Genomic DNA, 25,161 nt, shown 5'->3' with positions numbered 1-25,161 from the left:
CGGTTTGTGGTGATCCGTCGTCGGCCACGCACGCCTTCTGTAACATCATTTAAAAATCGAGGTGCTTTAAAATGGATCAACAGCTGCTTGTGTTTCTGAAAGTGGCTGAACACCTTAGCTTTTCTCGAGCGGCAGAAGCTCTCCACGTCTCCCAGCCAGCGGTGAGCCAGAACATCGTCAATTTAGAGTCGTCACTGAACGCGAAGCTGTTTGACCGGACCAATAAATCAGTTCAACTGACCAAAGCTGGAGAGATTGTGCTTCACTACGGCAAGCAAATCATGACGCTATACGCTGAAATGGAGCAACTGACCGACGATCTCCTGCGGGACAATAGTGGCCCGCTCGCGATTGGCTCGAGCTATACGTACGGCGAGTACATCCTGCCGCACACACTCGCGCGCTTTCGCGCGAAGTTTCCGAGGGTGACCCCCTCCGTGATCATCGCAAATACACACGATATTGAGGCGCGTGTCGCGAGTGGGGAACTCGATATCGGGATCGTGGAAGGGAATGTCTCGCTGGATCACATTCAAGTGAAAAAGTTCGCGAGTGACGAGTTGGTCATTATTATGTCTGCACACCATCCGCTCGCGACGAAGAGCGAAGTCCGAATTGAAGACTTGGAGAAGCAAACCTGGATTGTTCGGGAACACGGGTCAGGTACCCGCGAAATTACAGACGTCGCCTTGTCTTTGCACCACATCGACCCGGCCTCGAAAATGGAATTCGGCAGTACACAAGTGATCAAAGAGGCCGTGGAAGCCGGGCTTGGCATTGCACTGCTATCCGTGAGTACCATCCGAAAGGAACGAGAACTTGGGACGTTGCACATCGCCCGCTTGCCAAATGCGAAGATTACGAGGGATTTTTCCATCATTACACGTCAATCCGAATTTGCGACAAAAGCCATGAACCTCTTCTATGAGTTCATCTGTACGGCATCCGCCGAATCGACTTCGATGCCAGGGTAAAAGCTCGGTGTGTGACGGCTTCACACCGCACGTTGAACACATCCCCTCCACGGGCTCTCGCATCGAGTGACACGCTTGCCCTCTCGTATTCCGCGGACATGAGAATCGCTTCCATCTCCGCGCTGGGCAGGTGGCGCTTACCCGCGCGCGTGATGGAGGTCAGTATGTTCCTCGTGTTCATTCTGCAAGAAAGCGCCAGCGGGTTCTTTCCACTGAATCAGCGAGCCGTCTAGAACCCCACCGATTGTGCGTGCCAACACAATTGCAAAACAGCCCCAAAGAATCAGCAACTGCACGAATCCAGCAATGACAAAAAAGTCGTATCGGAGTAAATGCCCTAACGCGTAAGTACCACTCGTGAAGCTGCCAATCGGGAACACATAACTCCACCATCCCATGTTAAACGGGATTCCGTTCCCACGTTTCCTGAGATGAAACATGGTGTGCATCGCCGCTATGACGATCCACCAAATACCGACGCCCCATAGAGCCATGGAGGTTACGGTTGCAAGCCCCTCTAGCAGATGCGAATACTGTGGAAGTATTGCACGCGTCTGCGTCGGCAACGTGGCGAGTGTCGCCATCGACATGCCAATCGGACCAATTTCCACCCATAAGCTGGGTACCACCGCGCCACCCAGGCGTCGGTGATAGACGAGCCGGGCATAGAAGAGCGTACTCACCATGATGAATAGAAAGAATGTCATCCCAAACATCGCCAGGATGACCGCCGTAATGCAAAACTGCACTTGCGCACCGCCCCAGTAAGGGATCAGATTCGATCCCGTCGCCGCCGCGACAATCGGCGGGACGACAGGGATTAGCCAACTGGCCAACGTATCCTTCGTCGTCACTTGGTGCTCTGTAAACAAGAGATACGGCACGACGACGGCAGTCAACACGGATAAAATCGCACCGACGACCCAAACCGTTTTACTCACGTCAATGACCAGAGATGGCTGGAACACGTGTGACCCGATGACGAACCAATCATTCCCAACCACGTTGACCCCCATGGCTAGAGCACCGTAAAACAGGGCGCGCTCCGGATGGCGAAAGTCCTCTAATGCCTCGTTGGGGAACAATATCCAGCGCGACGTCCAAAGCGTGATCGCGACAATGAACAAGGTGTTCAAACCAAAAAAGATGGCGATTCCAATGGCGTGTTGGGATGAAAACCGAAATGGGGAGGAGTAGGTCAAAGCCGCCACGATTCCGATGCCCATTACCGTCGTAAACCAATTTGGACCAAACTGTTTGGCCAGATACACGGTATCACCTCTTCCGAAATGAATCGACATCCGAATCATATCCCCCTCGTTCCGGTAAGTAAAATCGATTGTTTTTATATTAACGATAATATTAAATTATAATACAATATGCGCGCTGTGGTGCGAGGAGGTGGCCGTGTGTGGGGTGTCCTGACCACGCCTGTACCTGACAGCAGATGGGCCTATAACAAAAAAGCAACATCCTTCATTCAGGATGCTGCTTTTTACAATTTGGAGCGGGTGATGGGAATCGAACCCACGCTATCAGCTTGGAAGGCTGAAGTTCTACCATTGAACTACACCCGCACATTGTAGTTACCATCATACTATACAAAGCACCGCACCAAATGTCAACCTTTGGTACATCGAGGTAGAACCCCTCTAGCAAATCAGCTAACACAATTATATACGTTCCATCAGGTAAACGGAAGTTCAATTCAATAACTGTTTGGAAACCCTGTAAATAGATTAGTACAGGGGCTACAATCAAATGAAATAACGAGCACGACAAGGAAGGAAGTCCACCATGACCTTAGCGATTTATACGATATTGAGCTACTTGTTTCAAATTTACTCGTACATGATGATCGCTTGGATCCTCATGTCTTGGATACCGAATCTACGGTACTCCCAATTCGGCAGGTTCCTCGGAAAATTCGTCGACCCTTACTTTTCAATATTCCGTCGGTTTATCCCCCCGCTAGGCGGGATCGACCTGTCTCCTATCGTTGCGTTTTTTGTCTATCGGATTATCGAGAGTATTGTGTTCGGCAGAATTCTTCCCTTGATTTTAAATAGATAAAGCCTATCTGTGGTATAACTGCGAAGCTAAATGTTCATGGGGCCACACGGCCCCTGACGAATCACAACGCCCCTGACAGATTTGAGATGACCAACCACCATTCGAATCACGCGTAGTCCCTCTACCTCAGACCGCCACACTACCGCTATGATAACCGTTCACAAACACGTGCAACGTTCCGGTTCCGCGCCTTCACTGCGCAGTGAAAATCCGCTGGCGTCAACCGAATTACGCACCATTTCTCCACGAATTCCGGTGAGACAAATGGGATCCTGGGGATAACTCGTATTTATGCACATTGTTTTTGTGTATATGTGTATAACTATACACATGATTTTGGATATTCTGATGATATAGAGATACGAGTCTGTGGATAAGTCGTTCGATCTTGATCACATCATATCGGTGGTGTTCAGAATGTTAAACAAAACTGCCCTCTCCGTTCAGATCATCATCTGTACCGTTTTGGCTTTCTTCTTTTTGCTAACAGGGCACCCGCTCTTCTTGTTGTATGAGGTGTTTTTTGGATTGCTCATGTTGATTCTTCTACGGAAAATCGACCATTAAAACTGCGCCCTCCAGATACTCGTCGTTGGGCGCAGTTTCTTCGCGTACATTTCCCGCTCCGGAAGATGACCGAACAGCTATCGTACTTAAAGCTGAATCACTTGATCTAGGGAACTTTCCACTACAGCCGACTCGAGCCGCGCTTCTTCCGCATGTGCGCGAATGCTCTCCACGTTATTCGTCTGTAACGAAACGGATGTGAACAAGTGCTGAAAGACGTCCAGTGCTACATCGACCAATTCCGAGCTGGACTGGTTGAGTACTGCGTCTCTTGGTTTAACGCCACGAGAGCAGCAATGTGAGCGACGATTTCCTGGACTTTACTTTGGACGTCCGCAGCTCGTCGCTTGGTCATATCTGACAATTTGCCTATCTCTTTCGCAATCACTGCGAAACCTCGGCCGACTTCCCCACTTCTCGCAGACTCGATGTGCGCATTTAACGTCAGCAAGCGACTCTGATTTGCAAAAGATGAAATCAGTTTGGAGACCTCTTGGATGCCCGCAATAGGGTATCTCCCGTTTTCTTTTTGACTGTCATGTCCAACGCCACCTTGCTCATTGGTCCCCCCAAAAAGCTGATTTTTCGCACGCACCATGCTAGCACACCAATGGCAAGGCTCTGTGAAGGGATTGATACGTCTACATTACAGAAAACCTCTGTTGGCATACGGTATGTCTGTCTTCATCATTCTAGGACTTATTTTTCTCTTTCACGTCCCAATCTCCAAAATGAAATGATAAGCGGTGTGCAGCCCACCTACGCCGGATGATCACCCCCGAATGACTTCCCCAACATGCATGGTACTGGGGCCTCGGCATCCGACACACAATTTCAGCTGTTCTCGTGTGATTGCTATCAAACAATGAGATGTCCGGCGAATGCCTGCATTCGAGGCTTGGGGATAACTTTATCCACTTACCCACAAGTCGTCTGTGGATAATGTGGCAAAGCCCCCGAAGATTAGGGTCACTTTATCATTTGATGTATGTCCGCCCTGTGGATAAGCACCGGATAATTTCCCCATGGTAGAAGACAAAAAACCGCATCCTTCTCTTCACCAGATGCGGTTGCAGCTTATCGTGCAGCGAGAGTATTAAGTTCTGGAATCACGCTGATTTCTCATGTCTTGTACGACCTTCAAAACCAACAAACCAACAGATTCTCGAGTCAAGTTTTTGCGATGAGCTGGGCTGTCTCCGCCATTGCGTAGGTAATTTCGATACTGTTTCTCATATTCACGGCGACAACCTCGACACGTACTCGTGATTCGCCCATATTGAACATGAAAATACTCGTTTGTTGCAGGGTACGATTCGTTACATTTACGACACTTTTTTAGTTCCGACATACAGATCACCTCATCGGTGGTAACCCGGCGATCATAGACCGAAGTCCTTAGACCCGTGGCTTTGCGTCCCAACATTTCTGATGGTTTGCCATGGAACAATATAACATCTTATTAAAAACAATAAAACGGCAAACGCGGATAGTCCGCATTAGTGTATCCCTCGACCAGGGTACGCTCTCTCTAGTTCGCGTAATACATCGGCAAAACTTTTTGCGCACGCGCGAACACGTAAAAGAGGCGTAGCCCAATGCTACGCCTCACTGGATAGACGATTAGTTACTGCTGTGACTTTGGTCAATCCAAATGTACTCGAGTTGGTCTTCCAAAATATCACTCGTCATTAAACCATGAACCCAAGGTTGAACACAGAAGTAACCGACATATTGGTAATACGGAACCCATGCCGCATCGGACATAACCTTGTTGATAACTTGACCATAAAGTTGGTCTCTTTGTTGTTGGTCAGTTGAATATTCCGCTTGGTTCAACCATTGGTCAACTTGCGGGTTGGAATAGTTGTTCATGTTGTTACCTGCTGCAATCTGATCTGAATTAAACAGGGTGTTCAAGAAGTCTGATGCATCAGGAAAATCTTGTTCCCAACCACTCTCATACATTTGTGCGGTACCCGACATCGCCTTCGTCAGGAAGTCTTTCCAGGTAACTTCATGCAAGTTCACGGTAATCCCAATTTGTTTCATCATCGCTTGGAATGCCTGGTCCTCTTTTTTGGCACTATCCGTATTTTCATTCCACATATCAAGCGTCAATCCATTTGAATACCCGGCTTCTTTAAGCAGTTGTTTCGCCTTCGTTATATTGTACGAATACTGGGCACTCGGCTCCAATTGTGAAACATACCCCTCCAAAGTATTCGGTAGCGGTTGGTTCAACGGCCTAACAGCGCCATTGTTGATTTTTATGATTTGACTGTCTTGGAAAGCATACTCAATTGCTTGTCGGACCTTTAGGTTACTTAATGGATTGGCTTTACCGTTGAGCGTCGGCTTCATATTCAATCCGACGTACTCAATAGAGTTCATTGGCTGCGTCATTACATCACTCTTATACTTTGGTGAGTTCATAATCGTAGGATAAGCCGAAGAAGGAATGCCATCCCCACCGATCAACCATGGACTCATGAAGGCGGTTTGTCCTTGCTCCCAGTGCAATGCATCAACTTCACTGTTGTTATTGACGTTGATCGTCACTTGATTTAAATAAGGTAATTGATTTCCCGATGAATCTTTCTGCCAATAGTGTGGGTTCTTAACCAGAACGACTTGGTTTTGATTAATTGTTTTGATCTCAAACGGGCCAGTCCCCATTGCCTGTGTTGTATCCATAGCTGCATTACCGACCTTCTTTACAAAGGCAGGATCAACTGCAGAGGCAAATGACATCGCCATGATTTTCAGGAAAAACTGCTCTGGCTTAACCAAATGGATAACTAATGTATCTTTATCGGGTGTAGTTATACCACTAATGCTCTTCGCTTGCCCATTGTAATAAGCTTGAGCGCCGGCGATGTCAAAGAAAAACTGATTACCAGGAGACGGCTTTGGTTGCATATTTTTATCCAAGACTCGCTCCAATTCAAAAACAAAATCCTGAGAAGTGAGTGGGTCGCCGTTCGAAAATGTAATTCCTTTGCGCAAATGAAAAGTATAAGTCTTTCCATCAGGTGATACATCCCAGCTTTGTGCCAACTCACCTGTAATGTTATTTGTGTTTTTTGAATAGGTTACCAATTGTTGGTATACCTGTGAACCGATATCTTCTGATACGGTGTCATATTCAACGGCCGGATCTAAATCCGGAACTGCTTGAGTCATATCGAGGGTAATCGAACCACCCTCAACAGGTTTTGAACTAGAAGACGCCCCGTTTGAGGAAGTATTGTCTGTTGATGTGGCGGTACTATTTGTACCACAGCCAGCGATCAGGGCAGAAAGCATTCCAACACTCACAACAGTAGCCATACCACGTTTCCAAGCTTCTCTCACACAATTTCCCCATTTCTACGACTTTTTTTATAATTAATTCTTATATTTTACATAATAAGAATTAATACCATTTAGAATTAAAATTTAGTGAATTTAAAAAAGCACCGTCACTGCAAATGACGGCTAATAACAAGGGAAATGCTAGATACATGGTATTTTCTTATTTTCAAAACAATATCAAAATTATACGCATTCAATTAAATTACATATTCTAGATCATTATTCGCCATTAGGTTCACCTCAACTATCAAATACGTTCCATCCTAATACGATGAATGAACATCTCGGCTGCAGGTGGTGCCGATTCGTTTGATAAGGTGTTCAACTCAGGGAGTGCGGCTGTAAATCGGATTGTCGAAGTAGCCTGTCGACTGAATAGAAACCGGAGGCCGTGATTTCTGTGGGTAACTTATCCACTTATGCACACAGATTCTGTGGATATTGTGAGAAAGTCATATGTAGTGGGGATGTTCTTGGTGCTTAAACAGTTGTCGAACTGTGGATAAGTGATATGATCTCTGTTACATGGTTCGGAGATGTTCGACACCACAAGTTGACACTACTCTGGAACAAGAGTTAGTCCCTGCCAATTTCCGCCTGTGGCTGGTGAGGTATCGCGAGGAAGAGACAAAACACACCTATGAATCGAACCCTTTAAAGGTGTATATTACATACTTGTTTTAAGCTCGCCAATCACATACACTGGTCTACGGATCGCGATATGAAACGAGGTGCAACATGATATTCTGGATCATTGGTATGGCTTTGGTTATCATCCTTGCATTTTTCTTAAGTCCACCCACAGCTTGGGCAAACAAATTTTTTAATCAGTTCGAGCTGCACCCGAATCTCCGCGTAGATGCTATTTCGAACGTTACCATCGGCGGTCAGCCCGTATCTACCGAGGCAGTGGTCCAATTTGTTAAAGCGTTTAACGAAGCAAACTTCTTATACGAATTCGGATTTAATCCCCAGTTAAGCACTCATCCGATTTCAATTAAAGTCGTTCAAGGAAAAGTGACATATGTATACGACTTTTTCCTGTACGGTGACGGTATGGTTCAGGCTGTAAAATACAAAAATAAAAGGTCTACAGCATATCGATTGAAATCTTACGCACTCGAAGCATTTTTAAAGAGATTTGTAAGCTGACTTGCCCGACTCGGCGATGGAAATTCATCTGTGTAGGATGCATTTTAGGACATCAGCTCTTTGAAACAGGCCACCTTTCGTTTTATTGAACTAGTATATATTGGTCACTGAGTCAATAAACATATCAAACCGAATATAATGTTGTACATTTTATTGACTCAAAAAATGATGGAGACGGGAGCAGACAATTATATGCACTCCGTCTCCCTTTTTCTGATGATGTATTCCTAAACTGCTGGTTGAGATGTGATCATAAAAAATCAAGTCGTATACCGACCATCAGGAACATGTTGAACCATTTTCGGAAATAAAGAAGAACGTTCTTTCTTCTGGTGTATATAATGACTATATGAGTAATTGCTCAAATAGGAGGACAGATTATGTTGGATATAAACCAAGAAACTTGTTGTGACATTGTTCATGAAGACGCGGTAAACGAATGCACGGTACAACTGAATGAGGCTGTTGTCGAAAGTCTGTCTGAGACCTTCAAAGCACTTGCTGACCCGACACGCATTCGCATTCTATACAACTTATCCAAACGCGAATTGTGCGTATGTGACCTCGCAAAGGTACTTGGAATGACCCAATCTGCAGTATCTCATCAATTGCGGTATTTAAAAGCTTTGCGGTTAGTGAAAAACCGTCGTGATGGAAACACGATTTATTATCGTCACGATGACGCACACACCATGGGCCTGCTACAAATGGCAATTGACCACTCGTCTCATGTAAACGATGAAACAGGAGATAAAGAATGAGCAAACACCACCACGATCACGACCATGGCCATGACCATGCAGATGTATTTCATTCCCATGCACCAGCAAGGAAAATGACAGTGGAAGCTACTCAGAAATTGTTGCGGGATGTGGAACACAAACTGGTTCATTTTGGGATTGGTCATGTGACAGACCGAAGACCCTACACATCTGCACGATGAGTCCATTCTTTGTAAGCACGATGGGCTCTAAGATCATCATCATTAAAATAAAGGGTGTTGTATGATGACGACAATGGCACACAAAGTGTCCGTGAAAAAAGGCGTCAACATTGAAATCATATCGATTATTTGGATGGTGATTGAAGCAGCAGTGGCGATCAGTTCGGGTATCATCGCACATTCATTATCGTTGGTCGCGTTTGGTGCTGACAGTATTATCGAACTCATTGCGGCTGGAGTTTTACTCTGGCGATTAACCATTGAAGTGCGCGGAGCAAGTTTGGCTCGTGTGAAGAAGGCGGAGAAAACGTCTTCGTGGGTGGTTGGAATTGCGCTGTTCCTGCTAGCTGTGTATATCGTAATAGCTTCGCTCGACAAGCTCATCACCCACCAAGGAGCAGACTCAACCTATATAGGAATTGGTTTAGCTATTGCTTCAGGCATCATTATGCCGTATCTGTCACGGGCGAAGAAACGAATCGGTTCGGATATTGACAGTAAGGCACTTCGTGCCGACGGTTCGTGCAGTATCGTGTGTGCATATATGGCGTGGACAGTTCTTGCAGGAGTCGTTATAATTGCCCTTCTCGGTTGGTGGTGGATTGACTCCATTGCCGCATTGGCACTCGTATATTTCGTTGTTAAAGAAGGATGGGAAGCAGTTCAAGAGGCTCGCGGTAAAGAGGATGCGTGCGGATGTTGTCATTGAGGTTTCGGTACGTTAAGGGCGTCAACGACGCCCTTTAACTATACACCCCCTGTCACTTCCTGTGTATTTGCAAGAAGGACTACTTTTAGCTAGTTACATCGCCAAAACACGGAGATTCTTGTACCACCTTCACCTATGATTATGTAAGAGTGTTTGTGCATAAATGCCCTTTAGTTCAGTTAGATGGTCACAAATAACTGCAAGTCGTGCAGATGAACTGATTGTCTTATATGTAGTCCGAAGTCACTCGCAATACTTTTACATGATTAAACGTGGTTTGATGTTGTGTACATCGGAAAAATAATTCCCGATGAAGACCGTGTCCAATTAGGGGAAGGAAATATTAGAAAAGTTCAAAAGCCGTGTAGACAATTTAACAAAAAAGGGCAGAGCTTAGCTTAAGAATTACTCCATTTTGTATAGGAGACGGGTAAATGGGTAATGTAATCGCGTACATGGGATTACCTTCAACATAACTTGTGGTGATTGACGTGCCAAAGGGGGATGAGGGTGAGACTAGGTAAGACTCTGTGGATTTCATTTTGTACGGTAGGGATGTGCTTTTCGTTTTTTACGACGAGAGTAAATGCTCCTATAATCGAGCACGAGGCATTCAATTCCCATCCAAAGTTAAGCTTTTCTGTAATTAGTGATATTCATTTACGGGAAGGAAAAAGTAACTCGGGAACTACGTACCATGATCGCATAGCGGATCACAGGTTGCTGAGCGCACTAACAGATATTTATGATATTAATCCACACCAAGATGCATTAGTGATAGACGGTGACTGCACCACAACCGGTTCTCAGTCGGACTATGCAAGAGTAAGAGACATCTTAAATAAAATTCCTCATCCTACAAACACCTTGTTCGCTATTGGAAATCATGAATTCTCTTCAGCTCTGTATAAACAAAACGGAGTGTTTAGTCCCAGAACATTTCCGAATGGGGTTACGGAACAGGCATGCATTGAACTGTTTAACTCAACTTTCGCAGAGTGAAATGTGTAGCTAGCCCTTGTGGCGTAAAGACTTGAACGGATTAGAATATTAGCGTTGACAAATCAAAAGCACCACTTCCTTTGGTATAGTAAATGCGACCAAACACTACCATACCGGAAGAGGTGCTCTCCTATATGATAGGTTATGAGACGGAAAACAACAATCAATTGCCTGTCGAAATTCGTCCTGCCTTTCAAGAACTAAAGGTCCTTAAGCATCTGCGTAATGCTGGCATCACCAAGAGGTTTGGGGTTGCGTGTTCCTACCTATTCCAGCTTGTGTTTGTGCTCATCTTCCATCATCGAAACTGGTTTCAATTTCTTGATAGCGCAAAGTCAGAATCATATCCTGGCAAGGATGCTGTGTACCGTTTTCTCAATCATGCCGGATTTGCATGGCGACGCTTTCTCCTATTGCTCAGTGTGGAGGCCGTGAACAAAACCAGTTCGTTAACATCTGACAAGCGTGTCAGCGTATTCGTTGTCGATGACTCCATGTATGAGCGGAACAGGAGTAAGTGCGTGGAACTCTTGGCTCGATTCAAAGACCATGCACGGAATTGCTACTACAAGGGATTTCGTATGTTGACGTTAGGCTGGTCTGACGGTCATACATTCGTCCCAGTGGACTTTTCTCTCCTCAGTTCCGTCAAGTCGCAGATTCAAGGCTTGGGTCAATCGATTGATAAACGCACTCACGGATACAAACGCAGAATGGAATCACTTCTCCCGGCCCCAGATATCATCCCTGCCATGATTGACCGTGCTCTGTCTGCTGGAATGAATGCCTCGTACGTATTGATGGACAGTTGGTTCACGCACGCTCCGTTGATTCAAGCCGTGCTGGATAGGGGACTGGACGTCATCGGAATGGTCAAGGCGGACAACAAACGATATTTACTCGACGGACGGTGCCTGTCCTTGCAAGAGCTGTACTACGCTGCTACGCCCGTTCAAAGTACGAAGAAAGGAATCTTAAGGTCCATACATACTCAACTGCGCCCAGGCATCCCGATCAAAATGGTGTTCGTTCGTCACCGAACCAACAAGAAGGAATGGCTGGCTATCCTGTCTACAGATACGACGCTGACGGTCGAGAAAATCGTACAGATTTACGGCATTCGATGGGACATTGAAGTGTTCTTCAAATGCACAAAATCATTACTGCGTCTGCAGAAAGAGTTTCAAGGACGTTCCTATGACATGCTCATCAGCCACACGACGATTGTCTTTTCACGGTATATTCTGTTAGCTTGGCAGCACCGCCAGAGCACGGACAACCGTACATTGGGGAATCTATTTCTAATGCTCTGCGACGAAGTGAGCGAACTGGACTGGGCCATCGCATTGAGCCAATTGGTTGAACTTGTAAATGATGTTTCCAAGAAGGCAGGCAAACGACTCTCGAAACTGATTCGCAGTCAACTACAGCGGTGGATCGACGGTTTACCCAGCTATATCAAGGCATATCTCCCTGTTTTGGCCTGCGAAAGTTGAGTGTTTAAGAAAAACACAGGAATGCAGAATCTTTATTACGATAAATGGATTAATGGATATCATTTTGTCGTTTTGGGGCCAACGTATCCAATGTCAAAGCTCAGTAAACACTATGATACCGTGCTTTCAGAGACACAATTGAAGTGGCTTGCGAAGCAACTTGCACAAAGCCCTCATAATAAACCAACTTTTGTATTTTTGCATGAACCGATTCCCAATACAGTCGCAGGAAGTAACGGAGGTTATCTAATTAATGGTGATAAACTTCGTAATATCCTAAATCAATATTCATCTGTTTTATTCTTTTCAGGACACACCCATTACACCTTAAAGAACAATCCTGGAGCGGTTTACCACGACCATTTTACAATGTTCAACACCTCATCTGTTCGAAATCCGATCACGTCAAATCATAAATCGATTGGAGATAGCGAGGGTCTTTATGTAGAAGTGGATGACCATAAAGTCACAGTTAGGGGGAGGGACTTTACCAACAGGATGTGGATAAATAATTTTACAATTAGGATAAATTCCTAGATCATGCGAAATTCCGTTCAATAAAGTGAAATCCTCGGATGCAGATTGGGCTGATAAATTGTACAGACCAATCATATTAACGTGAAAATAGCATGTTTATGCACCGACAATTTATGTTGGCTATAGGTCGTATTCAGTAAGGCGCTTCTTCCCCTTCAAAGCTTTACTATATCCTGGTGAAAGTGAATTTCGTGGTTGGATGGATGTTGTAAATATGGATACCATGAAATCTCCTCCCGGTAGTTGCCCAGGTAGGCAAGATGCAGAAATGCATACCATGCTGTCCGTGGATTCCAAGCGGTACACGGCTAATCGTAGATGGTATTGTTGGACCTAGTACGTGAGATTGGTTTTGAATTAAGGCAATGTAATGAAAAGATGGCTAAATAGGGGGCAATATGTCCCCTATTTCTTGTCTAAAACTCAATATCAATGTGGCGTCTTTCACCCCCACAGGCACGTTTTCTAACGTTTAGAATTCCATCAACGCGCACTAAGAAGTCGAGTCCATGGTGCAACAAGATTTCGTCTTTATGTATCTAATTCCCTCATGTGGTTAGGGATATCAAGCTGTACGACGAGTACAAAGAAGTTCTGATTAACCTTTTATTATCATAAGATTCTTAGACAGGCTGTAGTAAGAAAATTTTATGAAGAGGACGACGCATGAATACCGTCTATTCAGCTTTGTTGACAGGGTGTATATCATTTGCCGCTACAAATATAGATGATATCTTCGTTCTCACTGCTCTCTTTCTACAATCTCATTCATCGAAGCGCAAAGCATATATTGTTGTCGGTCAGTATTTTGGCATGTGTTTGCTTATAATACTGAGTTCTATAGGGGCATTTGGAGCACTGATTATTCCAAGGACATGGTTGGGGTTCCTTGGTATCATCCCCATCTATATGGGAGTAAAAATGTTCTATACTAAAGACGAAGAGAAACCCAGTTCCCGAAATGCATTGACTGATCTAAACACCTATAAAGTAATGCTCATTGTAATTGGTAATGGCGTCGATAACCTGAGTGTGTACATCCCTTTGTTCGCGCAAGGACAATGGATTTACAAGGCAATTGTAGTTACAATGTTCCTCATTCTTACCGGAGTGTGGTGTTGGATCGCCTATAAAGCCATACACAACCCGTGGTTGGGTAGTTTCATAAAGAAATACGGACATCTAACAGTTCCCTTTACTCTGATTGGTATCGGCGGATATATTATGCTAGAGGCAGGTTCATTCTACATCTTAGTTAAATGATTTCCTTGTCGGCGTTACAACCATAAATTTAAGGACTTTTACCTTCAGCAATTTACAGTTCAAAGAACTTTTTAACAGGCTGTTGCCTTGGTTCCTTTGTCTACTCATCACACACCTCCCCCCATATACTTACAGATATCAGAAGGCAGAGGCGTGAGGAAATTGGGTTGGTTAAGTCCATTTATTACAGCAAATTTGATTGGCTTCGGTTCTAACTTAGACAATTGTAGTGTTGGTATCGCATACGGAAGTAACAAGATCAAGTTTCCCCACTGGGTTAATGCAATCGTCAATGCTGTCGGATTTTTTACAACGCTCCTCGGAGCATACACTGGGGAGATCATCTCACACTACCTTAATCAGAGTCAGGCATCGTGGTCATCCTGCATCGTACTTGTTTGTATTGGAGTATTTTTCTGGTATTCAGCGTACATTCATCCCCGAAATTCTCAAAAACAAGGACTTGTTCTCGGCTTGGCACTGTCATTCACAAATTTGGTAACTGGGTTTGGAGCTACATTCTCCAACGCGGCGTCATTTTGGGCAACCGTTGCCAGTGTCACGGTCTGGGGATACATCATGATTTGGGTTGGCAACATTGTAGGTATCGGTGTACTCGCCAGATTATTGGGGAAATACTCTTCATTTGTTGCCGGCTTTTTACTGATTTCCGTTGGCATCAATCAGGTTTACTAGTGGTTACACGAAGAATGTGTATATCCCCATTCCAAGCATTTTCACCTCGGGAGGTCCCCCCCCTAAGACAGGCATAGCTTTGTATAAGATGACATATATAATACGCAGTACCATACTCGGAGTTTGCCGTGCATGAAAAGGGGTAGCACTTTATTCGGCTCCCCTTTTCTTTTTCTCAAAGTTAAAAAACTATCCGAGTAACACATTACCCAATAATCCGAGTCCGTAGGAAACAACACCGACAATAATTCCTGCCATCGTCATTTCCAATCCGCTAGACCACCAGGAACGAACTGTAACGAGACTTTTCGCAGCACCTACAACAAAGTGCGCCAAAATAGAGACAATCGCCGCAATGATTAGCGCTACAGTACCATGCACGAAAAAAAACGGAAGTAAGGGAACAATTGCCCCTACAAACGTAGAGATGGATCCTGAAATCGCTGATGACCACGGGTTGCCTTTTCCGGACTCATGCAGTCCGTGCTTTTCTTGCGCAATGGTCTCAAGGAACATTGCGTCATCCTTCGCGATTGTCTGTGCTATATGGTTCGCATCCTTTTCATTAAAACCCTTTACTTGATAAATTAAAGACAACGTCTCAATCTCACGTGTCGGTTCATTTTCAATAGACTTGCGTGCTCTAGATAATGTTGTTTCCATCAGCTCGTTCTCTGATTTAGTTGCAAGCCATGCACCTGCTCCCATTGACAACGTACTCGCCAATGCGCCGAAGAGACCAGAGATTAATATCGTATGGCTATTGGACGTATAGCCCGCTACACCCGCAACGATGCCGAAGATGGCACCTAATCCGTCATTTACACCATATATTGCGTCACCAATCCATCCTTCCACATTGTTCTGTTTTTCCTTACCGAAAACTTCATCCAGTCTTTGTGCCGGAGAAAGAGTTGCCAAGCTTATCACCTCATCGGTTGTGTAATACAGTGTCAATATTCAATTTAGACTAAGCGAATAGTCAACCCTAATTTTGTCAATTAAGAAAGCCTGTACCACCTTCATTGAAATCCCCTAAGTCGATGAGTTTCTGTGCCCTAACTTTGTACTTAATCCCCTAAATACACACCGCAATTTTCCAATTGCATCCTGACGCTTTCTGAGCTCCACAAATTAGTGCATACGACGAGAAAATTTTGGTTGCATATTTACAATTTTGCGCATACCATAGTAGTGAAAGTTGCCCTAAGGAAAAAGTTTTAGCTTGCACTAATTGTCCGAATCGTATTGCGCTACATACCATGTTTGTACTTATTTCATGGGCAATTTCAACCTAAAAAGTTTCCCTTGACTAAAACTTTGTCCGTTGCCTAAAAGTACTACCATTATTTTTTCGTAACCACATTGAAGGGATGTGTATTTGATGAGTGCACCATCAGCTCAATTTGAAGAAAGTAAGACTGTGATAGCCGCCCGCGAGGCACTTACAAGTCAAAAAAGAGGCATTCGTGCTCTAATTCCATTTTTAGGTCCTGCTTTCATTGCTTCCATCGCCTATGTGGATCCTGGAAACTTCGCAACAAACATTCAAAGCGGTTCAGAATTTGGCTACAAGCTTCTTTGGGTTGTTGTTCTTGCAAATCTGATGGCAATGCTTATACAAAACCTATCAGCTAAACTTGGCATTGCAACAGGTAAAAACCTCCCGGAAATGATAAGAGAATACTGCCCGCGTTGGTTGTCTTACATCATGTGGGGTTTTTCCGAGATCGCAGCAATGGCAACCGACCTTGCTGAATTTTTGGGCGCCACGCTTGGTTTAAATTTGTTGTTTCATATTCCAATGATGATTGCCATGATCCTAACCGGTATTACGACGTACTTAATTTTAATGCTCGATCGCTTTGGCTTCAGACCACTGGAAAAGTTTATAACTGCATTCGTCATCGTTATCGCACTGTGCTATATAGTAGAGACCATATTATCGAAACCACAGTTCAACCAAATTGTGTACCACAGTGTCGTGCCTTGGATGGGTAACAGTGATGCAGTTTTGTTGGCAGTGGGCGTGATCGGCGCAACCGTGATGCCTCACGCGGTTTATTTACATTCCGGACTAACCCAAAACCGAATTGTTCCACGGGACGACATGGAGAAACGAAAAATTGGTCGTTTCAACACACGCGAAGTCGTTATTGCATTAACACTCGCAGGGTTCGTCAATTTATCTATGATGTATATGTCAGCTTCCGTCTTTAACGGGACTGGACACACCCAGATCGCAGACATATCCACTGCATATCAAACGTTAACACCGTTGCTAGGCTCAGCCTCTGCCGCTGTATTCCTGGTCTCCTTATTAGCTTCCGGATTTTCAAGTTCCGCAGTCGGAACGATGGCAGGTCAGGTTATCATGCAAGGCTTTGTGGGCTTTACCATCCCACTCTGGATTCGCCGTGTTGCTACAATGATTCCGCCAGCAGTGATTATTATGCTCGGAGTAAATTCAACACAAGCACTTGTCATCAGCCAGGTTATACTTAGTCTCGTTCTTCCCGTACCTGTAATAGCTCTCGTTTACTTCACAAGGCGTCGGGACATCATGGGTGTACTGGTTAACAAACGGGTTGTAACCGTCTTAGCGATGATGAGCACGATTATAATTGTGGTCCTAAACCTGCTGCTGCTGTATCTCACGTTTGGCGGATCAATTCCGGGATTAACTTAAATTGTTATGAAACTTAGTAGAACAGCACAATCATCTGCACCATCCACAAGATTTTTATGAATTACTGTTCTCTCACCACTTTCCGAGTCTGGAGTAAGTATGCTAGTAAAGTGGTGAGCCTTTGCCTAACTTGGCGCTCATTACTTCCGGTCGCCAAAGTTTATGCCTGTTTTACCAAACAAAAAATGGTCATTGCATCGGCTTAAGCCGGTGCTGTGATCATTGTTGTCTCAAATCTGCTCTTAAGTTATCAGACCTTCGGCGGTCCAATGCCCTTTTGATTAGCCGATTAAGAGAGGTGAAATGCTCTGATGCCTTTTAGTCCGACACAGGAAGACTATCTTGAGGCAATTTGGGATTTAACCACCCGGCATGGATACGTCCGAGTAAAAGATGTCGCAACGGCATTAGGAGTCAACAGCCCCTCTGTCAGCAAGATGATTGAGAAACTTCATAAAGATGGCATCGTAGAGCGCAGGCGTTACATGGGTTTTCGAATGACTCCTGATGGGTATCAGCGAGGTCAAAAGTTACATGAACGCAGAACCATTATCAAGGAATTCTTGGAGCGTATGGAGTTAGATAGCTCGGATACGGTACACCAAACGGTTGAAGGTGTTGAGCATTACATTTCGGATGAGGTGTTAAACAACATGAGACATTTGATCAAATTCATTCAACTGCATCCAGAATGGTGGGGCCAATATCGTAATTGGCGAAAGTTCGAAGATGTCGGGATGAATTCGTGAAAGCCTTGAGGAGATGAAAACATGGAATGCCTTGTCGGAACTGTTACCATCGGCGCTTTACTGGTGACTCGGCACGTTGTTAGAACTCGTGTTTTACACAACTCAAAAGAAACAAAGCAACCTGTAACAAAGTCATCAAATTAATATGAATTACTCAAACACGCGTCACTGTCTAAAGGCGAACAAGTGTTATCAAGTGATTTACCTTTTTCTAAGGACCGTACTCGAGGTTGTCACGTGAATCAGTCTGTTACTCATCAAAAAAATAATTCATTAATATTTACATTGCTACAAACTAAAGGGGGTGCCCCTTTTGGGACACCCTCAATTTAGCTTTATTATTTAGATGAATAAGTATTCCCGACATCAGGACGCTGCTTGTTTTTCAGCAATTAAGTCCTCTAATCGTTCCTTCTGTAACATTAAGTCTTCAACAGACAGTTCTCCTGAACTGGAATGTAAGTTGTTTGACCCCTGGACTAGGCGGTTTAATTGTCCACTCTTCTGCTCATATAAACGATATCCCACTGCCCCAACAACCGCTCCTGTTGCAAACCCAATCCAAAAATCCTTATTAAATTGCATACTGATTCCTCCTACAACAGCTCTGTAATGGATTTATATGAAAGGAAGCAGTGTTGCCCCTGTTCATATCAGCAATAATTTCTAGAAAATTAACGACCCACGTAAGCAGTGTGACTTTAAGAATATTGCTTGTTCCAAGAGACAATATACTGATAAAACCGGTAATCACATCTGGATGACGTAACTTGTTTGTTCCGTGATTCATCACCGTATAGGCTGTCGAAATAACTGCTGAATAATCTAGAATGTCTGGACGACGCCCAGTCCTTCTTAGTAAATAGGAAAGCAGCAAAAGGGACCCTGAGACCATAGAACGAAGTAAATCTTGCTTAATTATTGATGACTGTGCACCTAAAAAATTGCTGTATACGTTGGCTTGTGTATCTCGAAGAATCAGGAATATTTTATTCAATAAATCCATCCGGCTAATTATGTTCCGGTTGTAATGAATCACCAACGTACAAATAACCGGTTGTATTCTCAGTGATTCAACCCCATGGATACTTTTTATTAACTGTCTGACGGATCGCAGATCTGGGTGGTCAGTGATTTTTGGTACCATCATGCGAATTCTATTATCGAGCTCATGTACAATGTAAAAGGTGAATTTCTCTCCCATTTGAACTCAACTCCTCTATAGTCCAACGACAGAACGAAGATTTTCACTCTCACCATTGTTTGATCTAAGAACTTTGGCTCTTCCTGCTTCAATAACCCTTGGTGTTCTTCTGAAGTGTTTCATATCTAGCCAAAGTAGCCTGGAACTGTTAGCCACTACGGCAACTGTCGCACCGTTGTGAATGAGCGCGCTTAGAACCGGAGATAACATCCCCATTGCGCCGAATATTACAGCAAACGCGTTAAGTACTATGGTAAAACGAATGTTGTTACGAACAATTCCCATCGTCTTGTACGAAAGTTCCATTAGTGCCGGTAACGTGAGCGGGTCATCTGAAGTAATGGTAATGTCACTGACTTCGGAAGCCAAAGCCGTTCTCTTACTCCCCATTGACACTCCGACATCTGCTCTTCCTAATGCAGGTCCGTCGTTTAAACCATCACCAATCATTAGTACTTTCCGACCGGATCCCTGTAGTTGTCGAACAATCATATGCTTTTGCTCAGGCAAAGCCTCAAAGATGTAATCCTTGATACCCGTTTGTTTGGAAACTAACGTGGCACTTTGGCGTTGGTCTCCTGTAACCATCATAATATTTCTAATGTATTTCTCCTTTAATTCCGTCAAACTTTTCTTCATGTTTGAACGGATACGGTCTTGAATGTAAACAACCCCAAGCAATGCCCCTTGTTTGGCAACATAAATTGGTGTCCCTTCAATCTCATTTTGTTCATGATGGGCTTTAATATCATTTTCCCTTAGGAATCGTTCGCTCCCGACAAGAATTCGCTCCCCCTTGACAGTTGCAGCAATCCCTTTCCCAATGATGGTTTCTACATCAATCGGTTCTATAATGTGAATTTTTTCTCTCTTTGCCTCCCGACGTATTGCCTCTGCAACTGGGTGTCCAGAATGCTTTTCAACCGATGCTGCATACATAAGTACCTCTGTTTCCATACCAGGGTGGACTCCATACACATTTAAAACTTCCGGTCTACCCTCTGTAATGGTACCTGTCTTATCCAAGAGCATAGTATCGATTGCGGTCAGTTTCTCAATATGTTGGCTTCCCTTGATTAGAATCCCATTTTGGGCTGCCTTCGCGATGGATGCCGAAAATGCCGTTGAAGTAGAAAGCTTGAGACCACAGCAAAAGTCTACAATAAGCATATTTAACGTTCGGTCCCAATTCCGTGTAAACATGAAAACAAATCCAGCCATTAGAAACGAAACAAGTACTAATCGATTAGCAAGGCGGTCAGTTACATGCTGTACCGGAGCTTTTTGCTCGTATGATTCTTCGATGAGCTTTATCATCTTTCTTACAGCGGTTTGATTTCCGACCCTCTCAGCCCTAATCAACATACAACCTTCTTTTAAAACGCTACCGGCAAACACGTAACCCCATGGTTCAATTGACCTCGGTAAGTATTCACCCGTAATAGAAGATTCATCGATCGATCCAGAACCTGAGAGCACCGTTCCATCGACTGGGACTTTCTCACCCGCAAATACATAAATTTCGTCCTCTACCCCAAGTTCGTTAACAGACACTTTAACTGTTTCTGAGTCGACAACCTTCCACGCCGTTGTTACTTCACCTTCCATTAACTCAGATAGACTTCGTCTTGCACGAGACGCTGTCAACTCGGTTAACATTTCACTAAAGGCGGAAATCATCAAAATGAAAATTGCAGATTGAGGTGTGCCTTTTATTAATGACGCGATAATTGCGACAGAACTCAACGTATCCGCATTAGCTTTACGCCTATTGATCAATGCTGATAAACCATTTTTAAAAGTGTTACGAGACAAAAACATTGTAAGCAGAGAAGGAACTGACAGCAGTCCGACACCTGCTGTAGGAAACATCCAGCTCCATAGTAACCCGACTCCAGAAAACAAAAAGTAGGACTTAAAATTTGTCCGCTGTACTGACTGTTCAGTTGGTCTTGTTATTCTACGCACTACGCAAAATAAGAGCTTAACGACTTCTCTGTTAGACATAGTGCAATGATGATGAATCAGCAATGACTTTGTTTCTGCTCGGAAGAATGCTGAATGAATAAAAGGATGTGCACGTAGACTTGCTTCGAGGAGACCGGGATGGTTTACCTGTACTCTAAATCTTATTCTTGTTCTTCCTGGAAGACTGTGGACAATTTGAAATTGATTCACCCTCTTCACCTCTCTTGATTCAAGAGTCCGTACGCCCATAAGAGCAAACTAGTTGAAAAGGCAGGGTTAGATGAAAACCCGATTATCCCTCGTAGAGCCAAAAATGTAACGAGAGCTGAATTTAGATCAATTTTACCCATTGTCCTGGTCTTAATTTGACCGTCAATACCAGTTAGCGTTTTCTTGTATCCCTCCATCAACTCCGCCTTACGCTGCGGATACGAAGAAACAGCAGCGTTAACTGCAAGCTTTACAATACTGTCAAGCTCGTCAGGTGAGAGAGAATCCCTAGTAAAGTGCAATAGTAACGAACCCGTTATATCCGCCAAGTGAACACTCTTCACCAAAGGATGCTGAATTAAAATCCGTTCGACTACCTTCTTTGTTTCCGAGTCCTTCCATCGGTCACATTGAAGCCGCACACGTCCAGGTAGTGCACTAATGACGTTTACTTTTTGATCGTAAAATTTTTGCAATAATTTTGTTCCCAAAATGGACCCACCAAGCCCCAAGACGGTTTGAAGCATCTAATCCTCTCCTTACGACTCCCTGATCAGCCGAATTAACCAAGCCTCAATACTTTCTGGATTAATTGGTGCGAATGTGTGGTACCTGATCAAAATAGACCCAGTATCGATATTATGAACGGCTTCAATCACGCTTTGCTCTTCAGTAGCCCATACACGCAATCGTTCCCCAATTGTCTTGTGGTTCTTCCATAACGGTGATTTAATTCGTATTCTCCCAGGGGAGGCATGGGCTACTTCAATATTGTTCATTTTCATAAGCTTATCGATCCGATGTAGTGTAAGTAATTTCATTAGCGTCACCTGATTTATGTAGTATCTGAATTTAGAATCGGTAATGATTGTTTAAACATATGAAGATTTTGTAAAGTTAGACCATGTAATAAAAGAGAGTTCCTTCGCATATCGTTCGTTTTGAAATTGAAAATAATTTCCCGAAGGGGATTACTTATATCGGTAATCCAGTGTGTAAGACAAACAAAATCAGGCAGATCCCTGTTGAATCATTGATCTACCTGATTAAAGTAATAGTATCTCCCAGCTACTACAGACTCTTTGAAAAGAACACGAGAACCTTTATATGCCGGTTACATCGCCAATTCGTTCTGTATTATAGACCATAAAAACGACATAAGAATTACAGACTAGAAAGAGTCTGCCAAAAGGTGGCTACTGTTAATCCAACGAGGAGAGAGACCATTACCCACCCCCATATTCGACCAAACAATTTCGTCCTATATTCCCCCATCAGTTTCTTATCACTGGTCATGAGTACCAAGAAGATCAGTAATGGTGCCATAAGAATTCCACCAACTACTTGCGTGATGATGGATATCATGTTCAGTGGTAAATTCGGAATCAATATTGCAAGTGCAGCAAGTATAAGGCTCCCAATATAAACAGCGTAAAATTTTGGTGCTTCACGTACCTTATCATTCAGGCTCTTTGACCAGCCAAACAATTCGGAAATGCTCCAGGAGGACGATAAAGAGACCGTAATGGAGGCAAGAAAACCAGCGTCGAACAACCCAACGCCGAACAAGATAGCCGCCCATCGTCCAACTGAATGACTTAGTGCATTAATGATTTCAGAAGGTCCTAAACTACTCACATTCTGGATGTGCCCAAAGAGTGCCGCACCGCAGATAATAATGCCCGCTGCAATGATCACCTGAACAATGCATCCAAACGCAGTGTCAATGCGTCCTAATCTCAGTTCACGGGAACTAACTCCCTTATCAATCGTTCCGCTGCCTTGGAAGAAAATCATCCACGGTGCGATGGCATTCCCAACGGTCGCAATAATGAACCAAATTACCCCGCCTTGCAGTTCATGGGGAACATTCCATGCTGCAAAAGCGTGGCCGATCGCAGAAAGGCTCGGGTGTGTCATGCCAGCTACGACGAGAAAGACAACGTTAAGTACACCCACAAGCAGCGCAATTCTTTCCTTTGTAAAGTACCCGGTAAAAATAACGAAGGACGTGATTAACATTAAACAAATTAAGTCACTGAGCCACATCGGAATACCCAGTAAAATTAGACCTGCTGTCATCCCGATGAATTCCGTAATGAGTGTCAAAAGGTTTTCGAAGGCGAGTGTGGAGATATGATAATAGCCCCAGAACTTACCGTATCGTCGACGGGCAAGTCTTGAAAATCCTTCTTGAGTGACCGCACTGAGACGCATACTCATCTCTTGAACAGTAAACGTCAGAAAGGCAAGACACAATACCAAGGGGACAAATAACCCGATACCAAATTGAACGCCAGTTGCAGTGTAGGAAATCACTCCACCCGCGTCATTATCAGCCAACGCCGCAAGTAGTCCAGGACCTAGGAGTACCCAAAAGACCCAAACGTATCTTCGCCAACCACGTTTACGTGCTGAAACACTTTGTCTAAACCTTGATGTTTTTTCATTAAAAGCTGTAACCTCACGTTCCATTTCCATGCTCACCTCTCCGTTCATGTATAGAAATACCGTTAAATCACTCTTCGGTTGTCGTTCCGTTCAGCACTACCCAACAGTTGATGGCATATCATATACAGAAATCAGGTGGCGTGTGACGATGATTGTTGGAGGAATCGAAACACTGAATAAACGCTAAGGCAATTGTCTCAAGAACATAAGGGAGGTACTTCGCGTGGGCAGAAATAGTGCATTAAATCTAGAGGAAACGGTCAAAAATTTGTTGCGCGAACGTTCTTTGTCGATGAGGCAACTGGCGTTATTAACCGGAGTCAATGTCGCGACCATCTCTAAGATGTTAGCAGGTAAGCAACGAGTGAATCCGGAATATCTACAGAAGATGGCTCATCATTTGTCTGTTCCGCCTGCGGTATTATTCACTGCTGCCGGATTTGAGGTAGATACATCACTCGGGAATATCCAAGACATTTTACAGCATGTAGGCTTTAATGCAGATCAACTTAACAAACGGTCTATTGAACAAGAGTTGATGAAATATGAGGTTTATGCGGGAACAAGCGAGGGTCAAGAATTAATTATCGAGAAATTTCCAGATAAACGTAAGCACATTTATGGTTCTGGTCCATTTCTTGAGGATTTGGACGAAATGTTCGACCGGTATTTGAATTCCGAGATGTCAGAAAAGGAACGGAGAATTCTAGGAAGTGGGCTATTGTACTTTGTGTTAGCAACTGATGCCATTCCCGACTACATGTTTCCTATTGGGTATTTGGATGATGCTTTAGCCATACAAATTACACGAGAACGTCTTACTTGTCTCTCCTGAAGTTACTCAGGTAAAGTCTAGTTTTTTACGAATGGTTGAATCAATAACGTGAACAAAGGAAAAGCGAGCAATATAGAGTAGTTTGTTTCTTAGATTCGAAGAGGATATCCGATTTCATTTTACGGCACTTCACTGATCGACCGGCAATTCCTTTGCCGCATCCTCGATGTTACTCTTTCTGTCGGAATTAACTCTCTAGGAGCATGCGGAAATAATACCGTACAATGCACAACAGGGCGGCTAGGCCGCCCTATCTGCATAAGGTTCACCCCAAGGAGTAAAGTCA

Annotated in this window: 24 protein-coding genes, 1 tRNA gene and 1 riboswitch; of the genes, 14 read left to right on the top strand and 11 right to left on the bottom strand. The window is 44.0% G+C overall.

The features are described 5' to 3' along the window. The first annotated feature begins 71 nt into the window (after positions 1-71). Positions 72-974 carry a LysR family transcriptional regulator gene (locus NZD89_RS04390; protein WP_268006559.1) on the top strand — a complete coding sequence of 301 codons (903 nt, stop codon included), beginning with the start codon at positions 72-74 and terminating at the stop codon, positions 972-974. Between the two features lie 137 nt (positions 975-1,111). On the opposite strand, the gene NZD89_RS04385 is transcribed toward NZD89_RS04390, so the two are convergent. Both NZD89_RS04385 and NZD89_RS04380 read right to left on the bottom strand, forming a co-directional pair. Then, the gene (locus tag NZD89_RS04385) at positions 1,112-2,275 is read right to left on the bottom strand and encodes a TDT family transporter (protein WP_268006558.1); all 1,164 of its coding nucleotides are present in this window, start codon (positions 2,273-2,275) and stop codon (positions 1,112-1,114) included. Between the two features lie 202 nt (positions 2,276-2,477). Then, positions 2,478-2,551 (bottom strand) — tRNA-Gly (locus tag NZD89_RS04380). A gap of 220 nt (positions 2,552-2,771) precedes the next feature. On the opposite strand from NZD89_RS04380, the gene NZD89_RS04375 reads away from it, so the two are divergent. Next, entirely contained in the window at positions 2,772-3,047 is a 276-nt protein-coding gene (locus NZD89_RS04375) for a YggT family protein (RefSeq protein WP_268006557.1), read from the top strand. 417 nt (positions 3,048-3,464) lie between these two features. Then, positions 3,465-3,614 carry a hypothetical protein gene (locus tag NZD89_RS04370; protein WP_268006556.1) on the top strand — a complete coding sequence of 50 codons (150 nt, stop codon included), beginning with the start codon at positions 3,465-3,467 and terminating at the stop codon, positions 3,612-3,614. 226 nt (positions 3,615-3,840) lie between these two features. Here NZD89_RS04370 and NZD89_RS04365 read toward each other — a convergent pair whose 3' ends face one another. Next, positions 3,841-4,212, bottom strand: a complete 372-nt coding sequence (locus tag NZD89_RS04365; RefSeq protein WP_268006555.1) for a methyl-accepting chemotaxis protein — start codon at positions 4,210-4,212, stop codon at positions 3,841-3,843. A 768-nt stretch (positions 4,213-4,980) separates the two neighbouring features. Continuing rightward, positions 4,981-5,065: riboswitch (cyclic di-GMP riboswitch) on the bottom strand. Positions 5,066-5,237: 172 nt separating this feature from the next. After that, complete coding sequence (locus NZD89_RS04360) at positions 5,238-6,971, bottom strand: ABC transporter substrate-binding protein (RefSeq protein WP_268006554.1); 1,734 nt, start codon at positions 6,969-6,971, stop codon at positions 5,238-5,240. 738 nt (positions 6,972-7,709) lie between these two features. Between NZD89_RS04360 and NZD89_RS04355 the strand changes: the two genes are divergently transcribed. The 8 genes from NZD89_RS04355 (at position 7,710) to NZD89_RS04325 (ending at position 14,769) form a co-directional block, all read left to right on the top strand. Beyond that, positions 7,710-8,123 carry a YfmQ family protein gene (locus NZD89_RS04355; RefSeq protein WP_268006553.1) on the top strand — a complete coding sequence of 138 codons (414 nt, stop codon included), beginning with the start codon at positions 7,710-7,712 and terminating at the stop codon, positions 8,121-8,123. 380 nt (positions 8,124-8,503) lie between these two features. Further along, entirely contained in the window at positions 8,504-8,884 is a 381-nt protein-coding gene (locus NZD89_RS04350; RefSeq protein ID WP_268006551.1) for an ArsR/SmtB family transcription factor, read from the top strand. A gap of 246 nt (positions 8,885-9,130) precedes the next feature. Further along, positions 9,131-9,775 carry a cation diffusion facilitator family transporter gene (locus NZD89_RS04345; protein ID WP_268006550.1) on the top strand — a complete coding sequence of 215 codons (645 nt, stop codon included), beginning with the start codon at positions 9,131-9,133 and terminating at the stop codon, positions 9,773-9,775. Between the two features lie 504 nt (positions 9,776-10,279). Beyond that, a complete protein-coding gene (locus tag NZD89_RS29450; protein ID WP_369125234.1) occupies positions 10,280-10,777 on the top strand; it encodes a metallophosphoesterase family protein in 498 nt (165 codons plus the stop codon). Between the two features lie 134 nt (positions 10,778-10,911). Next, positions 10,912-12,273: an IS4 family transposase gene (locus NZD89_RS04340; protein WP_268004608.1), complete on the top strand. Its 1,362-nt coding sequence runs from the start codon at positions 10,912-10,914 to the stop codon at positions 12,271-12,273. 21 nt (positions 12,274-12,294) lie between these two features. Further along, positions 12,295-12,810: a metallophosphoesterase family protein gene (locus tag NZD89_RS04335; protein WP_268008388.1), complete on the top strand. Its 516-nt coding sequence runs from the start codon at positions 12,295-12,297 to the stop codon at positions 12,808-12,810. A 666-nt stretch (positions 12,811-13,476) separates the two neighbouring features. Beyond that, entirely contained in the window at positions 13,477-14,073 is a 597-nt protein-coding gene (locus NZD89_RS04330) for a cadmium resistance transporter (protein WP_268006549.1), read from the top strand. 153 nt (positions 14,074-14,226) lie between these two features. Then, on the top strand, positions 14,227-14,769 hold the full coding sequence (locus NZD89_RS04325) for a manganese efflux pump MntP (RefSeq protein ID WP_268006548.1): 543 nt from the start codon (positions 14,227-14,229) through the stop codon (positions 14,767-14,769). Between the two features lie 189 nt (positions 14,770-14,958). Here NZD89_RS04325 and NZD89_RS04320 read toward each other — a convergent pair whose 3' ends face one another. Continuing rightward, a complete protein-coding gene (locus tag NZD89_RS04320) occupies positions 14,959-15,690 on the bottom strand; it encodes a VIT1/CCC1 transporter family protein (RefSeq protein WP_268006547.1) in 732 nt (243 codons plus the stop codon). 463 nt (positions 15,691-16,153) lie between these two features. Here NZD89_RS04320 and NZD89_RS04315 point away from each other — a divergent pair, with 463 nt between their 5' ends. Further along, complete coding sequence (locus tag NZD89_RS04315; protein WP_268006546.1) at positions 16,154-17,458, top strand: Nramp family divalent metal transporter; 1,305 nt, start codon at positions 16,154-16,156, stop codon at positions 17,456-17,458. Positions 17,459-17,769: 311 nt separating this feature from the next. Continuing rightward, positions 17,770-18,207, top strand: a complete 438-nt coding sequence (locus tag NZD89_RS04310) for a metal-dependent transcriptional regulator (RefSeq protein ID WP_268006545.1) — start codon at positions 17,770-17,772, stop codon at positions 18,205-18,207. Positions 18,208-18,573: 366 nt separating this feature from the next. On the opposite strand, the gene NZD89_RS04305 is transcribed toward NZD89_RS04310, so the two are convergent. The 6 genes from NZD89_RS04305 to NZD89_RS04285 all read right to left on the bottom strand — a co-directional run bounded on the left by NZD89_RS04305 (position 18,574) and on the right by NZD89_RS04285 (position 24,070). Beyond that, the gene (locus NZD89_RS04305; RefSeq protein WP_268006544.1) at positions 18,574-18,792 is read right to left on the bottom strand and encodes a hypothetical protein; all 219 of its coding nucleotides are present in this window, start codon (positions 18,790-18,792) and stop codon (positions 18,574-18,576) included. Further along, positions 18,782-19,411 carry a hypothetical protein gene (locus NZD89_RS04300; protein ID WP_268006543.1) on the bottom strand — a complete coding sequence of 210 codons (630 nt, stop codon included), beginning with the start codon at positions 19,409-19,411 and terminating at the stop codon, positions 18,782-18,784. Before NZD89_RS04300 ends, NZD89_RS04305 begins: the two co-directional genes overlap by 11 nt. Before the next feature lie 15 nt (positions 19,412-19,426). Beyond that, positions 19,427-21,589, bottom strand: coding sequence for a heavy metal translocating P-type ATPase (locus NZD89_RS04295; protein WP_268006542.1), 2,163 nt, complete (start codon positions 21,587-21,589; stop codon positions 19,427-19,429). 5 nt (positions 21,590-21,594) lie between these two features. Further along, positions 21,595-22,116: an HMA2 domain-containing protein gene (locus NZD89_RS04290; RefSeq protein ID WP_268006541.1), complete on the bottom strand. Its 522-nt coding sequence runs from the start codon at positions 22,114-22,116 to the stop codon at positions 21,595-21,597. 12 nt (positions 22,117-22,128) lie between these two features. Then, a complete protein-coding gene (locus tag NZD89_RS29445; protein WP_369125256.1) occupies positions 22,129-22,368 on the bottom strand; it encodes an HMA2 domain-containing protein in 240 nt (79 codons plus the stop codon). Positions 22,369-22,753: 385 nt separating this feature from the next. Further along, positions 22,754-24,070: an NRAMP family divalent metal transporter gene (locus NZD89_RS04285; protein WP_268006540.1), complete on the bottom strand. Its 1,317-nt coding sequence runs from the start codon at positions 24,068-24,070 to the stop codon at positions 22,754-22,756. Positions 24,071-24,263: 193 nt separating this feature from the next. Between NZD89_RS04285 and NZD89_RS04280 the strand changes: the two genes are divergently transcribed. Next, entirely contained in the window at positions 24,264-24,875 is a 612-nt protein-coding gene (locus NZD89_RS04280) for a helix-turn-helix domain-containing protein (RefSeq protein ID WP_268006539.1), read from the top strand. Positions 24,876-25,161 lie beyond the last annotated feature (286 nt).

Source organism: Alicyclobacillus fastidiosus (assembly GCF_026651875.1).
Taxonomy (GTDB): domain Bacteria; phylum Bacillota; class Bacilli; order Alicyclobacillales; family Alicyclobacillaceae; genus Alicyclobacillus; species Alicyclobacillus fastidiosus.
The sequence above is the reverse complement of the archived record's forward strand: the minus strand, read 5'-3'. Positions and strand labels throughout refer to the sequence as shown.